Source organism: Emticicia sp. TH156 (genome assembly GCF_002855535.1).
GTDB lineage: Bacteria > Bacteroidota > Bacteroidia > Cytophagales > Spirosomataceae > Emticicia > Emticicia fluvialis.
Genome location: NZ_PKRS01000014.1, coordinates 12,594 through 28,616 on the forward strand (window position 1 = coordinate 12,594; position 16,023 = coordinate 28,616).

At 41.9% G+C, this 16,023-nt stretch carries 13 protein-coding genes; 4 read left to right on the forward strand and 9 right to left on the reverse strand.

The annotated features are described in order from the left end of the window. Positions 1 to 11: 11 nt before the first annotated feature. Both C0V77_RS21085 and C0V77_RS21090 read right to left on the reverse strand, forming a co-directional pair. Entirely contained in the window at positions 12 to 2,468 is a 2,457-nt protein-coding gene (locus tag C0V77_RS21085; RefSeq protein ID WP_101728375.1) for a penicillin acylase family protein, read from the reverse strand. 265 nt (positions 2,469 to 2,733) lie between these two features. After that, positions 2,734 to 4,224, reverse strand: a complete 1,491-nt coding sequence (locus tag C0V77_RS21090; protein WP_101728376.1) for a xylulokinase — start codon at positions 4,222 to 4,224, stop codon at positions 2,734 to 2,736. 161 nt (positions 4,225 to 4,385) lie between these two features. Here C0V77_RS21090 and C0V77_RS21095 point away from each other — a divergent pair, with 161 nt between their 5' ends. Next, positions 4,386 to 5,945, forward strand: a complete 1,560-nt coding sequence (locus tag C0V77_RS21095; protein ID WP_101728377.1) for an NFACT RNA binding domain-containing protein — start codon at positions 4,386 to 4,388, stop codon at positions 5,943 to 5,945. Further along, positions 5,942 to 6,619, forward strand: coding sequence for a pseudouridine synthase (locus tag C0V77_RS21100; protein ID WP_101728378.1), 678 nt, complete (start codon positions 5,942 to 5,944; stop codon positions 6,617 to 6,619). The genes C0V77_RS21095 and C0V77_RS21100 overlap by 4 nt, the downstream gene beginning before the upstream one ends. Positions 6,620 to 6,693: 74 nt before the next feature. Here C0V77_RS21100 and recA read toward each other — a convergent pair whose 3' ends face one another. The 3 genes from recA to C0V77_RS21115 are packed head-to-tail and all read right to left on the reverse strand — an operon-like array spanning position 6,694 to position 8,581. Beyond that, entirely contained in the window at positions 6,694 to 7,761 is a 1,068-nt protein-coding gene (recA, locus tag C0V77_RS21105; RefSeq protein WP_101728379.1) for a recombinase RecA, read from the reverse strand. 47 nt (positions 7,762 to 7,808) lie between these two features. Next, positions 7,809 to 7,994 carry a hypothetical protein gene (locus tag C0V77_RS21110; protein WP_101728380.1) on the reverse strand — a complete coding sequence of 62 codons (186 nt, stop codon included), beginning with the start codon at positions 7,992 to 7,994 and terminating at the stop codon, positions 7,809 to 7,811. A gap of 47 nt (positions 7,995 to 8,041) precedes the next feature. After that, a complete protein-coding gene (locus tag C0V77_RS21115; RefSeq protein ID WP_101728437.1) occupies positions 8,042 to 8,581 on the reverse strand; it encodes an SRPBCC family protein in 540 nt (179 codons plus the stop codon). Between the two features lie 403 nt (positions 8,582 to 8,984). Between C0V77_RS21115 and C0V77_RS21120 the strand changes: the two genes are divergently transcribed. Beyond that, positions 8,985 to 10,070 carry a hypothetical protein gene (locus C0V77_RS21120; protein WP_143706153.1) on the forward strand — a complete coding sequence of 362 codons (1,086 nt, stop codon included), beginning with the start codon at positions 8,985 to 8,987 and terminating at the stop codon, positions 10,068 to 10,070. A 50-nt stretch (positions 10,071 to 10,120) separates the two neighbouring features. Here the strand turns inward: C0V77_RS21120 and C0V77_RS21125 are convergent, their stop codons facing one another. Together C0V77_RS21125 and pafA are read right to left on the reverse strand one after the other, a co-directional pair. Further along, positions 10,121 to 11,413, reverse strand: coding sequence for an amidohydrolase family protein (locus C0V77_RS21125; RefSeq protein WP_101728382.1), 1,293 nt, complete (start codon positions 11,411 to 11,413; stop codon positions 10,121 to 10,123). Positions 11,414 to 11,595: 182 nt separating this feature from the next. Beyond that, positions 11,596 to 13,227, reverse strand: coding sequence for an alkaline phosphatase PafA (gene pafA / locus C0V77_RS21130; RefSeq protein ID WP_101728383.1), 1,632 nt, complete (start codon positions 13,225 to 13,227; stop codon positions 11,596 to 11,598). Between the two features lie 161 nt (positions 13,228 to 13,388). On the opposite strand from pafA, the gene C0V77_RS21135 reads away from it, so the two are divergent. Next, positions 13,389 to 13,844: a beta-carotene hydroxylase gene (locus tag C0V77_RS21135; protein WP_229236343.1), complete on the forward strand. Its 456-nt coding sequence runs from the start codon at positions 13,389 to 13,391 to the stop codon at positions 13,842 to 13,844. Positions 13,845 to 13,849: 5 nt separating this feature from the next. On the opposite strand, the gene C0V77_RS21140 is transcribed toward C0V77_RS21135, so the two are convergent. Together C0V77_RS21140 and C0V77_RS21145 are read right to left on the reverse strand one after the other, a co-directional pair. Next, positions 13,850 to 14,701 carry a serine hydrolase gene (locus tag C0V77_RS21140; protein ID WP_101728384.1) on the reverse strand — a complete coding sequence of 284 codons (852 nt, stop codon included), beginning with the start codon at positions 14,699 to 14,701 and terminating at the stop codon, positions 13,850 to 13,852. Positions 14,702 to 14,837: 136 nt separating this feature from the next. Next, on the reverse strand, positions 14,838 to 15,812 hold the full coding sequence (locus C0V77_RS21145; RefSeq protein ID WP_101728385.1) for a polyprenyl synthetase family protein: 975 nt from the start codon (positions 15,810 to 15,812) through the stop codon (positions 14,838 to 14,840). Positions 15,813 to 16,023: the final 211 nt, after the last annotated feature.

The window sequence follows — 16,023 nt, forward strand, 5'->3', positions numbered from 1 at the left end:
CGCGATATGGATTATTTTCCGGTTATTTTGGTGCTTGATACAATTCTGCTGCTCTTTTCAGTTTTGTTTTTCATAAAGAGCAGTTCGTTCAACTCGCCTTTAGCCCATTTGTCAATCATATTGTCATAATAAGGGCTACCGGGGTCACCAGATTGGCCACCGGGGTATAGCCCATAAGCTTTAGGCCATTCTTTATCTAGTTGCACCACCATTCTCCACGACGGCCCGTGGGTTTCTGATGTGGCATTTACAATACCCGGGCCTCCGCCATTTGGTATGTCTTGTCTGCCAAAGCCGGCTATTCTGCCCAGATGGTTAATGTCAGTACTTTTTACTTTGGTCCATGCCCAGGTTTGGGTATTAAACGGGCCTAGTTTAGCAGTTAAAGAGTCAATTGTTGCTTTAAAGCTACCTCTTACAATATCCTGCATGGTTTCTACTTTACCGGTAGTAGTTATGTTATCAAACCATTTGGCGTTGGGCTGGTTCTTTATCATGTCCCAGGTGCGGTCTCTGGTTGGTTGAGCCATAATTGCATCAGTATTTTTGGTCGGAAACTCATCTTCCCAAACCCAGGCTCTCAGTTCTTTTACCCATCTTTCAAAAATGGTCGGGCCAATTTCGTTAGCATCGTTTCTCATGTTCCATCTGGCAAGGGTTTCATAAGCTACATTGTTTTTGTTGGCGGGGTCCTCAGCCAGTATTTTTAGTATATCTGGCAATACCCGGCGTGCCTCCACATTGAAATTGTCGTTCTGTACCGAACGCAGACTATCTACTGTTGCCTGTTGCATGGCAGTAAGGCGTTCATTAATGCGCAGGCCTCTTTCTGCCGGAGCGAATTTCCAGCCTAAATAATATGGATAGGTAGGGTCGGTTGAAAACTGATTAGCCGAACTCACAAAACCCCGCGGCGGATTCTTAACCGTAGGGTTCTGCTCAGCCGGTATCCATCCCTGCCAGTCATGCGCCGGGTTAGAGCCGTCTAGTATAAACTTGCCCTGTTCTTTCCATTTTAAAGGAAGTTTCCCATTGGGAGTTATGGCAATATCATTGTGGTTGTCGGCAAAAATAAAGTTTTGTGCAGGCGCTTTATAGTAGGTTAGCGCTTTCCGGTAGTCGTCGTAGTTTTTGGCTTTATTCAGGTAATAGAACCCGAGCAGGTCGGTATTGTCTTCAATATGGCCAACCCATTTCATGGCGTGGCCTATGGGTACGTTTTTACTGAAACTGTTGTCTTCGGCATGGTTGTAGAGTATCGGGCCGTGATGCGTATAAACAAGGGTATCTTTTAAAGGCTCAGCCTTGCCTTTTATTTTAAACTCTTCAATAACTGTTTTTGTAGGCTTCCAGGCGCCGTTATACCAGTATTCTTTCATGGTTTTATCCCTGAATTTTATCTGGTAAAAATCCATAACATCAGAGCCCACATTGGTTACACCCCAGGCTATGTCTTTATTGAACCCGATAGTAACGCCGGGTGCGCCCGGCAAACAGGCACCGTAGACATTCATGGTTGGGGTTGAGAGTTGTATCTGGTACCAAATAGAAGGCAAAGTTAATTGCAAATGTGGGTCGTTGGCCAAAATGGGTAGCCCGCTGGCTGATTTACTGCCACCAACTGCCCAGTTGTTACTGCCTATTTCTGGTGCTGGTGACGCAATGTTGTAGGCTATCTTGCCTTCTTCTTCCGGTTTGGCAGCAATATCGGCAGGTACAGGCGGTACCGGAACGGGTGTAAACTCCCACTTGGTGCCTACCGGTATAATGGGCGATTCTATTACGGGGTAATTGGGAAACAGCTCTTTCACGACATCGGCACCATATTTGGCCAGCACATGGCTCATCCTGAAATCATCGCTTCCGCCGTTCAGTACATTGCGCATGTTCATCAACATCAGAACTGTTTTGTACGGAGCCCATTCTTCAGGCTTATACCCGATAATTTTGTATTCTACAGGCAAATCTTTGTAAGATAATTGCTTGATATATGCGTTTACCCCGGCGGCGTATGCTTCCAGAATTTTAAGTGCGGTATCGCCTTTCTTGTAGCTTGCGGTAATTTTCTTTGCGGTTTCTGCCATGCCCAGGCGTCTGTTGTAGCGGTCAAGTTGCAAGGCCCTGTCACCAACTACTTCGGTCAGTCTACCGGCAGCGGCCAACGTATAAAACTCCATTTGCCAGAGGCGGTCTTGTGCCACCATATAGCCTTGCGCAAAGTAGAGGTCATCTTCGTTCTGTGCAAATAGGTGAGGCACGCGGTTGTCGTCAAAAACAACGGTTACTTCGTCTTTAATACCTTCCAGTTTTAATTCGTCAGCCGTAGGTTTTGTGCCGCCATTTTGCCAGAATCCCTCAAAGGGGTTGAATAGTTTCCCCAGCGCCGGTAAAGCGCCTAAAGGATTGTTAAAGACGTAAGCCAAGCCAGCAGCCAGCAAAAGACTTACAATAAACCTGATGAATTTCATAGATGAATTAGTAATTGTATCGGTAGGAATATGGTTAATGGTTTGTTAAAGCCGGTTAGCTCATTTGAAAGCCTTTAGAAACTTATCTTTTTAAAGCTTAGGAGCTGGTTTTTTACGTTGCGAATGTAAAAAAAAGAATTGATGATTTTATTATTTGTTTAATTTTTAGGATTTTTTTAATAATGCCCAAGCCTCCTGATGCAAACAAAACAGGCTCAACCGATTATTATACCGATTGAGCCTGTAAAAAGGGCTATAGTACCTATTAGTTTTGCATTAGTTTCTCAAGAATCGTTTTCCAACCCTGATATACATCCTGATAAGCGGCAACATCTTGCGCTGTTGGCTCAATTACTTTCAGTTTTATCAGTTTACTCATGGCTTCTTTAGGGGTGCTGTAATACTGCACGCCATAACCGGCACCCAGTGCCGCGCCTTTGGCACCATCAGTATCATACAGCTCTATTGGTGTATTGGTTACATTTACCAATGCATTACTGAAAACATCACTTAAAAACATATTAGCCTTGCCAGCTCTGATAACCTTTGGCTCTACACCATTGGCCTGCATTATACCAAAGCCATAGTTTAATGAAAAGGCAATTCCTTCTTGCGATGCACGGAAAATGTGTGCCTGCGAATGTGTGTTAAAATCAAGATTATGGAATGAGGCACCCAGCATACGGTTGTTCAGCATGCGTTCGGCGCCGTTACCAAATGGCATTACCAGGAGCCCGTTACTGCCAATTGCTACCTGTGCCGCCTGGTTATTCATTTCGGGGTAGCTCAGGTTTTTGCCAAAATTGTCTTTTACCCAGCGGTTTAAAATACCTGTGCCATTTATACAAAGCAGAATACCCACTCTGTTTTCGCCGCCTATCTGGTGGTTTACGTGGGCAAACGAATTGATTCTCGACTGGCTGTCGAATGAAATCTGGTCGCTTACGGCATACACCACCCCTGAGGTGCCAGCGGTTGCTGCAATTTCGCCCGGATTCAAAACATCCAGTGAAAGCGCGTTATTCGGTTGGTCGCCTGCTTTGTAGGTTACCGGTACTCCGGCTTTAATGCCTAACAAATCGGCTATGTTGTTGGTTACTTTGCCATGCTCGCTGAAAACCGGTTTAATTTCTGGTATAATACTTTCGTCAAAACCATAGTAATTCAGTAAATCTTTTGAAACTGCATTGGTACGGAAATCCCAGAAGATACCTTCCGACAAGCCTGAGTTAGAAGATGTAATTTCATCAGTCAGTTTCATGGCTATGTAATCGCCCGGCAGCATAATTTTATCGCATTGCTCAAAAATGTGCGGTTCATTGGCTTTTACCCATGCCAGTTTTGATGCCGTAAAATTGCCCGGAGAATTCAGCAGTTGGTTCAGGCACTTTTCTTCGCCTATGTCACTAAATGCCTTTTCTCCAATCTGAACGGCACGGCTGTCGCACCAGATGATAGACGGTCTTAAAACATTTTTATTTTTATCAACCATTACCAGCCCGTGCATCTGGTAAGCAATTCCTATGGCGCCGATATCCTGCGGATTAAAACTACCTGACGCACTTACTCTTTTGATAGCCTCAACGGTGTTGTTCCACCACATTTCAGGGTCTTGCTCGGCCCATCCGGCTTGGGGCGACGATATTGGCGCCTCAATATCAGGGTACTGAGCAGATGCAATTACTTGTTGGGTGTCGGCGTCAACGACTGATGCCTTAATGGAAGAAGTACCGATGTCAATTCCGAGGAGTAGCATGTTAAATTTTAGATTGAATTTTAATTGTCAAAGTTACACTTTTAATGGTCTAAAACAAAAGGCAAAATTTATAGAAAGGCTATGCGCCAATACCAATATAGGTGCAGAAATGCATATATCGGTATTTTAAGCTACCTTTGCCTACTAAATACTGATTAATTGTGCAAAATAATTATTATTTCTTAAGGCAGCTTACCAGGCAGATTGAAACGAAAATCAGTGGATTGAAATTGATGGAGTGTTTCAGTCAGGAGAAAGACGAACTGGTTTTGGGCTTTGCTGCTGCCCGCGGAAAAAAGAAGAATTATAAAGAGTTTTATATAAAAGCAGTTGTCTTTCCCGATTTCTCTTGCCTTTATTTTACCGACCAGTTTGAGAGGGCCAGAAAAAACAGCATTGATTTGTTTAGCCAGCTTCTTGATTTAGAAGTACGGGGCGTGCGGCAGTTTTTGAACGAACGCTGCTTAGCTATTGATTTTGATCAGGGGTTTTCGTTGGTTTTCAAGATGTATGGTAACCGTTCAAATATAATTCTGTGCAGTAACGGCGAGGTAATAGACCTTTTTCATAGCCGTATTGTAGCCGACAAAAACCTGGACATTCATTCACTTGACCGTCCAATCGACCAGTCGTATGAGGCTTTCATAGCAAATAATCAGGATCACAGAAAGCTGTTTCCAACTTTTGGGAAACTGGTAAACGCCTATCTTGAACAGGAACCACTGACCTGGGAGAGCATACAAAAGATGGTGCATCAACTGGAGTATCCGAGTTTTTATCTCATACGCTGGCAGCATGAAATCCACCTCTCACTTTTACCAATGGGAGAGGTACTGCAGGAGTTTCAGGAACCCATGGAAGCCATCAATGCTTTTTATGTTCAATACAACAAAGTAAGTACGCTTGATAAAGAAAAGACTGATATACTCCGGAAACTGAATAAAGAGAAAAAGCAAACAGAGCTATATCTGAAAGATGCTTACCAGAGATTGGAGGCAATTGATTCGGAGATTAAGAATGAGGAAATAGGACATATATTAATGGCCAATCTGCATCAGATACCTGAACGGGCTGAGAAAGTGGAGCTGTTTGATTTCTACCGGAATCAGGATATTGCCATTAAACTGCGAGCCGACCTGACTCCGCAGAAAAACGCAGAGAACTTTTACCGCAAGGCCAAAAATGAGAAGATTGAGATTGAGAAAATAATGGAGAACATTGAAAACCGCGAGGAACTCCTGAAAAGTATCAACCTGCACATTGAAAAAATTGAAGAGGCCGAGCATCTGAAAGTCCTGCGTAATTATCTGAAAACCCATAAGCTCAGCCGTAATACTACAAAGGCTATATCTTACAAAGATTTATTCAAGCGGTTTGAGGTAGAAGGTTTTGAAATACTGGTGGGCCGCAACGCTAAAAACAACGATGTGCTTACCCAACAGTATGCCTATAAAGAAGACCTTTGGCTGCATGCACGAGATGCCCAGGGCTCACATGTGTTGGTGAAATACAAAGCAGGTAAGAAGATTCCAAATTCGGTGAAGGAAGCAGCGGCCTCTTTGGCTGCCTATTTTTCTAAAAGACGGAATGAAACACTGGCACCGGTGATACTTACCCAAAAGAAATTTGTACGCAAAACCAAAGATTTAGCCGAAGGGCAGGTGATTGTTGAAAAAGAAGAAGTAGTTATGGTAGAACCGAAATTGCCTGATAACTCATGACTTTCAGAAACAGGCTTCAATATCTGTTGGTTAAAAAATTACAGGTTTCTAACCGGCAGGCCTTGCAAATAATTCTTTCCGGCCATGTTTTGATAAATGGAAATGCCGTTAAAACCAATGTAGAGTTAAGCCGGACTGATGAGGTGATTTATAATAATGAAGTGCTGAGAAGAGGAAAAAGACTCGTTCACGTGGCTTTTTACAAACCCAGAGGTATAGAAACAACATTGAATGCCGCTATACCTCACAATCTGAAAAACATTCTGCCATTTGAAGAAGAGCTTTTCCCTGTTGGGAGGCTCGACAAAGAATCAGAAGGGTTATTACTACTCACCAACGACGGCACACTTTATGACAAAGTGTTGCGGAACGAAAACAAAACTGAAAAAGAATATATTGTAACAGTAGATAAAGAAATTGACGGTTATTTTCTGAAAACTATGGCAGGCGGGATTAAGATTATGGGAAAAACAACCTTGCCATGTACTATAGAAAAACTGGATGCTTTTACTTTCAGAATCACGTTAGTACAAGGCCTTAACCGACAAATACGGCGTATGTGTTATAAACTGCACTATGAAGTGTTGAAACTCATGCGGGTAAGAATTGGCACTCTGGAATTAGGAGATTTGCAACCAGGGGAGTATAAGGTGCTGGAAGGGTTTCAGCCATAATTCTTATTGCTTAACAATAAAAGAAGACCACCCTAAAGGGCGGTCTTCTTGGAAAATATAGTAATAGAAAAATACTATTCGTCGCTATCAACTATACCATCCTGATCACCCGGCTTAGTATCCATCAAGGCATCCGCATCACTGGCTACAGTAGCTTTGATTTTCTCTTCCAGTTCAGCTAATAGCTCAGGGTTATCTTTCAGCATATCTCTAACGCCATCACGACCTTGTCCGAGCTTGCTGCCATTATAAGAGAACCATGAACCTGCTTTTTTCACAATTTCAAGGTCTACTGCTAAATCAAGTATTTCACCGGCTTTAGAAACACCTTGCCCGTAAAGGATATCAAACTCAACTACTTTAAACGGTGGCGCCACTTTGTTTTTCACAACCTTCACTCTGGTGCGGTTACCTAACACTTCGTCACCGTCTTTAATAGCCCCGATACGACGAATATCAATTCTGACCGACGCATAGAATTTAAGGGCGTTACCACCTGTGGTTGTTTCAGGGTTACCGAACATGACACCGATTTTGTCACGCAACTGGTTGATGAATATACAACAACAGCCCGTTTTGTTGATAGTACCTGTCAGTTTACGCATGGCTTGAGACATCATACGTGCCTGCAGACCCATCTTGCTGTCGCCCATTTCTCCTTCCAACTCCGCTTTAGGCACCAAAGCTGCTACTGAGTCAATCACGCAAATATCAATTGCGCCTGAGCTAATCAGGTGTTCGGCAATTTCCAATGCCTGCTCGCCGTAATCTGGCTGAGAGATAAGCAGGTTTTTGGTATCAATGCCCAGTTTCTGAGCATAAACCCGGTCGAACGCATGCTCTGCATCAATAAAGGCTGCTATGCCACCGCTTTTTTGCGCTTCTGCAATTGCCTGCATGGCAAGAGTTGTTTTACCTGATGATTCAGGCCCATAAATTTCAATGATACGTCCTTTCGGAAAACCATTCACGCCCAAAGCAAGGTCAAGGCCGAGAGATCCTGTAGAAATAGATGGAATCTCTAAAACTTTAGTATCGCTCAGGCGCATAATCGTACCTTTACCAAAGGTTTTATCTATTTTCTCCATGGTAGTCTGGAGAATCTTCAATTTGTCGCTGTTGTTTTCTTTTTCTGCTGCCATTATTTATTGTTATTGAAAATTATAAACTAAGTTGTCAGATTGATAAATTATTTCATGGGTGCATTGAGGGTAGGAGGTATGCATTTTTCCTCAATTAACCGCTGAAAATTTGCTAATAAATCCGACACTATCAACACATCTTTGATTTTTTTGTCGGCATCCTGCTGACTAGCCATTTTCAGCAGGTCGAAACAGTAGAAACGGTTTTGTTTTTTGCTCAATGCAGTTTTCATAATTTTATTCACAAATTTGGGTTTTGCTATTAATATTCAGCTTGAACTTATTTCTCCAGTATGCCTTTCAGATTATTTAGTCCGGTTTCAAAATCTTTGCCAATCATCTGGTCCATACTCATAAAAACAAGCATCAGATTGGTTGGATACTCCATTTTTCCTGAGAAACCCCATTTTACTTTGGTATGGGTTGAATCTACGCTTTCGGTAGCCATATAGGCATTGGCGCTTGATTCAAACGGCTCAATAAAACGGAGCATATAATCTATTCTTTGGCCCTCTACTACATTTATAATGGTTTGTTCGCCAGTACCTACATCTTCGTTTTTACTTTGCCAGGCCGACACAAAACCTGTGGTTCCGTCTGTTCCCTTAAAGGTCTTCTTCATTTGTGGGTCCATACTTGCCCAGACACTGAAATTGTTCTGGTTTTTCAAATACTTTACATAGTCAAAGACCACAGCTTTGGGTTTGTTTATAATCACTTCTTTTTCTACTGCGTAGTCTTCTTTAACAAACATAGCCGCAACAAGTGCAAGAGCAATAATGCCGATTACAGCAAAAAGGATGATTTTAAGCGTTTTCATTTCAGGAATAATTTTAAGGTTAATATTTATCTGTAAACAATAGGTGCTAATGAATATTTTCCAACCTTTTCCCGCTTTACACAATCTATGCTCTTGTGTCTTGTTAAAAATTTAAAAACTAACCCGCTATGCCTGTTTTCCGTTTTTTTTCTTTACTTTCCTACCGTTAAGAAAGTAAATCTATAAGACTGATTAGTTTTTTAAAGGAACTTTATAAAAAAAATACAATCAGTATTTTTGCTGTTTTTTGCTTGTTTTAAAACTTTCTGTCATGCCGGATTTATTGATTTGTTATGCTTGATTACAATACAAAGATATAAAAAATATGAATATTATACACTTAAAAAATGATAAACGGTTTTTTTTAATGATGAACGGATTTTATAATTGGAAAATTTTTTGTATGACAATTTTGCTTGCCACCTCCTTGAAATTGCAGGCTCAGACCAATACAACATCGCTGGAGGATTCCTATTCTTATAATAGGTCTAAACTTGGAAAAGTTCAATTCAGGTTTTCGGCGTTAAGTTATGTGCGAAACAACGAATATTTTAATTATATAGCAGACGGCTACACGCTTTTTGGTACTTATATTAACCCCAGAATAAGCTATCAGCCACATGAAAAAGTACAGTTAGAATTGGGCGGATTTGCCCGTAAAGACTTTGGCGCGAAAGGACTTAAAGACCTTGAACCTACTTTTACTGTGCGTATTAAACAGAATAACTGGCAGTTTCTGATTGGTAATCTCGATGCCAACATTAACCACCGGATGATAGAACCCATGTTGAGTTTCGAGCGCCTGGTTACTAATCCGCTCGAACGTGGAATACAGGTTAAATACAATAAGACAGGTACCATTGGCAAAACAGACATAAAAGATGAAACATTTTTTGATTCCTGGATTGATATGCAACAAAGCACCAGCCCCGGACAAACCCGTCAGGAATATATCTGGGGAGGCACGTCTTTTATAAGCCCTGGCGTGATGGTAAAGAGCTTTAAACTGAAAGGCCTGGTTCAGGGGAGTATCTATCATATGGGCGGGCAGAATATTCAGTCAACTCAGCCGGTACGCACGCTTTTCAATAGTGCAGTAGGGGTTAGGGTACAGAAAGAACTAACCAAGACACAAACACTGACAGCCGACAATTATTATGTAAGCTATTATGAGTCGCCTTTTCAGGGAAGCGCCTATTATCTGAACAGCTATTGGCAGAATCCTAAATATCAGGTAGGGGTAAGTTATTGGTTCGGGCATTTTTTCAATTCGCCAATGGGTAATGATTTGTTCCAGTCGTACTCGCGTAAATTTGGGTATTCAGACTGGTACGAAGCCTACCGTAGCATTCTGGTTCTGAGATTGGTAAGAGACTGGAAAGTGATAGACGGGTTAAATGTTTCGTTGCGCGTTGAGCCTCATTACGATGTACAGAATGGCAAGTTTGAGCATTCTGAAGGCCTTTATGTTAAATATCAGTTGCCATGATAGCTTTTAAAGCCGGGAGTTAATTTTCCCGGCTTTATTGTACTAAAAACCTATTTTGAAGTTTCCTTACTACCCTTTGAATATACCGAAACACCATTTTTTACTACCATTTGTACGTTGAACAGGGCATTGGCAAAATCATTTTCAAGATCTCCGTTGAAGAAGACAATATCGGCTTTCATGCCTTTTTTTATCTTTCCGATGCTTTCAGATGCGCCGAGGGCTTTAGCGGCATTAACAGTGGCATATTGTAATACTTCAGTAACCGGAATACCCGCCTCATGATATGATAATATTACACCTACGGCGCCTTTGCCACGGGGTAAGGCATCAATGTTGAGGTAATAATCCGAGCCTGCTACAATGGTAACGCCCTTGCTCACCGCACGATTCAGCCTGTCATGTACGCTTTTCAGAAAACTATTAGCATAATTTTCGGCCTCTTTGCCTTTCATACCCACGCCATCTACCAGAATCATGGCCTGTTCTTTGGTTACATCTGTCGGTACCAGATAGGTGCCGCGTTTCGCCATCAATTCAAGCGTGCTGTCAGATAAGACATAGCCATGCTCAATGCCGTTGACACCCGCCAGAACGGCATCACGCGCCGATTCGTCATAAGTAGCATGTGCAGTTACAGGAATACCGTTTTCATGTGCAGTTTTTACAATAATTGCAATTTCGTCAGGAGATAAAACACGGTTATCGGTATTCATACAAACTTTTATCACATCTACACCCATTTTTATGTGTTCAAGCACAGCTGTCTTTGCATCAGCGGCACCTTTTACAACTCTGTATTCCTGTTTAATAACAAAACTGTCGGCAGGGGTCAGGTTACCAAACTGACCACCCGGAGGGCTAATAATAGGCCCCGATACATACAAAGTTGGAGCGGGTGTTCCGGTTAGTTGTTTTTTAAGTGCAAGGTCCAGATATTGCCCTGAATTACCCAGATCCCTTAGCGTTGTCAAGCCTGCCTCCAGATTTTGTCTCGCAAATTCTTGTCCCTGCTTCAGGCGTTCTGCCGCTGCCAGTTTTGAGCCTTCCACCATGCCATCAGCCGTTTGTTTCTGGTGTAGTAACAAATGGCTGTGCATATCAATTAGCCCCGGAGTGGCTGTGCAGTTACTTAAATTAATGATTTTTGTTCGTTTTTTTTGAGCCACCTGGGCGCCTACATCTTTAATAATGCCGTTTTCAATAAGTATTTTCTGATTGGTAACGAACTTCTTTTGTTCGGCATCATAGAGTTTCCCTACCTGAATGAGGTAATTGCCGGGCTTTTGTGCCGAGGAGACCAACGATATAAAAACGAGAATGAAGGATAGATACCGGCGCATTTTATTGTGGTTATGTTGATTGATAGATGTTCAAAATAAATAAATAGTTGCATTGGCAATCTGTACTGTAAACGAAAAAACGTTTTCCAGACCGGAAAGATATCCCTTCCCGTGGTCTTGAAAAACGTTTTTTTATTTTATTTAGTATTTTCCGGCTTGCCAGGTGGCAGCCGTTTTACAGTTTATTTCTTCAAAATAGCTTGAATAGGCTTACCTACACAACCGCTTGGCTCCTGGATTTTAAGCAAGGCGGCAAGCGTAGCGGCAATGTCTGATACATAGGTTTGTTCGGTAGTTTCTCCTGCCGGTATATTCCAGCCATACCATAGAAGTGGTACGTGGCGGTCATATTGCCACATAGTGCCATGGGTGGTGCCCTTTTTGCTTCCGCTATGGAACCAGCCCGGCTCAAGCAGAATCATAAAATCGCCACTGCGCTTAGGGTTATATACGTTTTCAACCAGTGTTTTATAAAACGGCGGGATAACCGTATTGGCCATATCATGAAAGTTAACCACCTGATAAACCGGCGAACCCAATGAAATCAGTTCTTCTTTTACCAGTTTGAACATATCGTTCATGCTCACATTATTTTTCTTCATCAGTTCACGGTTCATGGTCAACTGATAATTATCTGTAGACAATATCCATTTGCCTGGGCCGTATTTTTCTGTAATGCGGCCATTCAGATAGTTTACTTCTTTTGAGCCTTCCCAAACACCACCGGGCAATTTATTTTTACGTAAAAAAGCCGGTATATCAGCCGCAGCGTGGTCGGCGGTCAGAAAAACCGTGTAGGTACCTTTGCCTAATGTGGCATCCAGATAATTAAGAATTTCTTCAATGTCTTTATCAAGGCGCAGATAGGTATCTTCGGTTTCAATAGAATGAGTTCCGGTGGCATGGCCAACGTAGTCTGGTGAAGAGAAACTCACACAAAGGAAGTCGGTATATTGGCCCTGGCCCATTTTCTCGTTTTTCAATGCAGCCAAAGCTATTTCTTTGGTCATGTTATTGCCGAACGGAGAGGTAAGAATGGCATTATTATTATTGATAGCATGCGGAAAAACCGGCAGTTTCTCACCGCTCATTACGTTTTCATATTCCTGATTGTCTTCATCACTTTCAGTGTACTGCTCAATCGGGAATAACGTGTTCCATTTCTGGCTTTTGTAATAGTCTGGCAATTTTCTGGCGTTAAAGCTTTTTACCCATTCCGGTAGTTCTTTCATGTAGTAGGTGCTTGTAATCCAATTGCCCGATTTGCCATCAAACCAGTAAGCTGCATTGGCCGAATGCCCTGCCGGAAGAATACCTCCACGGTCTTTGGCGGCAATACCAATTACTTTAGATTTAAACTGCGTAGCCAGACGCAACTGGTCTGTAATGGTTGTGGTTTTCATATTCACCGGCGACCGCTTGCCTTCTGTGCCAGCTATGTCGGTTCCTACAGCTGTTACTGTTGTGTCTTCAGCCACATAAACTACTTTATTTAGAAAAGGGTCATACCAGTCATTGCCAATAATGCCATTCACGGCCGGCACTGAGCCCGTATATACTGCAGCGTGGCCCGGGCCTGTTATAGTGCTGGCATAATGGTAATGGTTATTGCGGCAGTTAAAGCCCTGGTTCATCAGTCGCTTAAAGCCACCGTTGCCATATTTGCTGTAATAACGCTCCAGGTAGTCATAGCGCATCTGGTCAACCATAATACCCAGCACCAGTTTAGGTTTGGCAGGTGTGGCTGCCTTCTGTGGTTTTTGTGCTAAGACAGGCAGGCTTAACAACAGTAGTAGATAGATAAGACGTTTCATTGTTTAAAATTTATTTATAGAATATTATTGGTGTTACGGATTGAACAGGGTTCAAAATTATAAATCTTCTGGATGCTTTTTCAAACAATCGACGCTAATTTTGTGTTAAGAAGACGATAACGAAAATTTTATAGATTTAAACCTAAAATAACCGCACTAAAATGTTTTTAATAAAAGTGGCAATTGTAGCAGGCACTTTCTGCTTTATGGAATTTATGGCCTGGTTCTCGCACAAATACATTATGCACGGCTTCGGCTGGAACTGGCACAAAGACCACCATAATCACCACAAGGGTTTTTTTGAAAAAAACGATTATTACGCTATTGTTTTTAGTATTGTGGCTGCTTCAACCATTATTTATGGCGATTTGAATCCTGACTTCTGGTACCTTACCTGGATAGGCGCAGGCGTTACCTGCTATGGCGTAGCTTATTTTGTTTTTCATGACATCATCGTGCACAGAAGAGTAAAAATAAAGTTTGTGGCCAAAAACAAGTATCTCAAAAGAATTATAAATGCGCATTATGTGCACCACAGGGTACATACCAAAGAGGGCGCCGAGGCATTCGGGTTTTTGTATGCTCCACCCAAATATGAACCCAAAAAACGTGATTAAGCTCTTTATTTCAGGCTTTCCCAGCATATCAGGGCTAAGTCACCTATAATTTTTTCTGCCTGGCTCATTTCATCAAAGCCTTCAACAAATACAGATAATATAAACGGGTTGCCGGTATAAACAATACCGGCATCTCCACGTACGTAGCTCAATTCTCCTGTCTTATGGGCTATGGCCACCTGCCTGGGCAGGTATCTTGGTATGGTGGTGGTATCGGCACAGTTTTTCAGTATTTCCAGCATTTCCTTACACAAAGCCGGTGTTGCTATATTGTTGTTGTAGATTTTACGAAGCAAATCGTTAATTTCTACTGCATTTACATAGTTTTCCCGGCCTTGTCTGGCAGCCAGTGTATCCATCATTATACGGTTCAGGCGAGTATGCGTACTACCCAGCCTTATTAAATTATCATTAATTGCTTTCATGCCTACTTCTCGTATCAGCACATTGGTAGCTGTGTTATCGCTTGAATGTATCATCTCCTGAGCCAGTTCTCTGAGTGTAAATTCCTTGCCATCAGGCATACCGGCTATAATGCCTGAACCTCCGGTTTTATCGGCCGCGGTTAGTTTATAAATTTTAGTCAGTTCTATTTTCTGCTTCCCTGCCTGGTCCATCAGTTCTATTAGAACAGGTATCTTAATCACACTTGCAGCCGGTACTATTGCTTCAGGTCTATAAGCAAAGTACCTGTGCCCTGTAACGCTCTCTGCTACCATAGATACTTTTATTGTTGCCGGAAGCTGCCGCAGGTAGTCATTCAGTTTATTTACGTCAATACTCTTTTGCATGGTTTGTTGCCCGTATGCAATGGCTGAAATAACGAACAGAAGCGGGAATAATAAATATATTTTCATTTTATTTTGAAAATAAAAAACATTCTGAAAATAACATATTGATTGAATGTGTTGAATTAATTGTAAAAATTAATTTTACGGTAAATTTAATCAATTTTGTTTTTATTGAAGATTTATGCCTTTTGATTGGAAAAGTTTACTTGGTACGTTCAATGGTAAACTGTATCAGGTCGTGTAATGACTGGCGGTAGACAGACTCAGGGAAAGTAAACAGTATTTCTTTGGCTTCTGCCACATAGCGTTTCATGACGTCGGTAGTGTAATGAATACCACCAGACTGCTTCACAAACGTAATTACCTCGTCTACCTTTTTGGGGTTTTCAGAATGGTTTTTTACCAGATTAATGATTCTGCGTTTTTCAGACCAACCGGCATTGTTCAGGGCATAAATGAGCGGAAGTGTCATCTTTTTCTCCTTGATATCTATACCGGTAGGTTTACCGATTTCGGCATCTCCGTAGTCAAACAAATCGTCTTTTATCTGAAACGCCATGCCAATTTTTTCTCCCAATAGTTTGGCCCTGGCAATTGTGGTTTCATCTGCACCCACAGAAGCAGCCCCAACAGCACAACAGGAAGCTATGAGAGAAGCAGTTTTTTGCCGGATAACGTCATAATAAAGGTCTTCGGTTATATCAAGCCTGCGGGCTTTTTCCATTTGCAACAGCTCGCCCTCGCTCATTTCTTTTACGGCCGTAGACATGATTTCGAGCAACTGAAAATCCTGATTTTTAACACTGAGCAGCAACCCCCGCGACAGCAGGTAGTCGCCCACAAGCACTGCTATTTTGTTTTTCCAGAGCGCATTGATAGAGAAGAATCCACGGCGGTAGTTTGAGTCGTCCACTACGTCGTCATGTACCAGGGTGGCTGTATGAAGCAATTCAATCATGGCTGCCCCACGGTGCGTAGATTCGCTGATAGAACCTAACGTACCTGCCGTCAGAAAAACAAACATAGGGCGTACCTGTTTGCCTTTACGGTGTACGATATAACTCATTATCTGGTCGAGCAGCATTACATCAGTTTTCATAGACTGACGGAATTTCTTCTCGAAAATTTTTAACTCCTGTTCAATCGGAGCCTGTATTTGCTTTATACTTAAAGACATTTAGACCTGAGCAAGTAGATAGCTTACTCTTAGAGTGCAATGTTACAACCTAAACCTGATTTTTAATGCAGAAATACTTAAATAATACTATAATTAGTGCTTTAATGCAAATAAATATGGTAATTGTTTTACTTTAATAAGATTTCTGAATCTGGTTTCAGCTCACAACAATTGGCGTATGTTATTGTAATCAAAATTTGCTCAAATATAA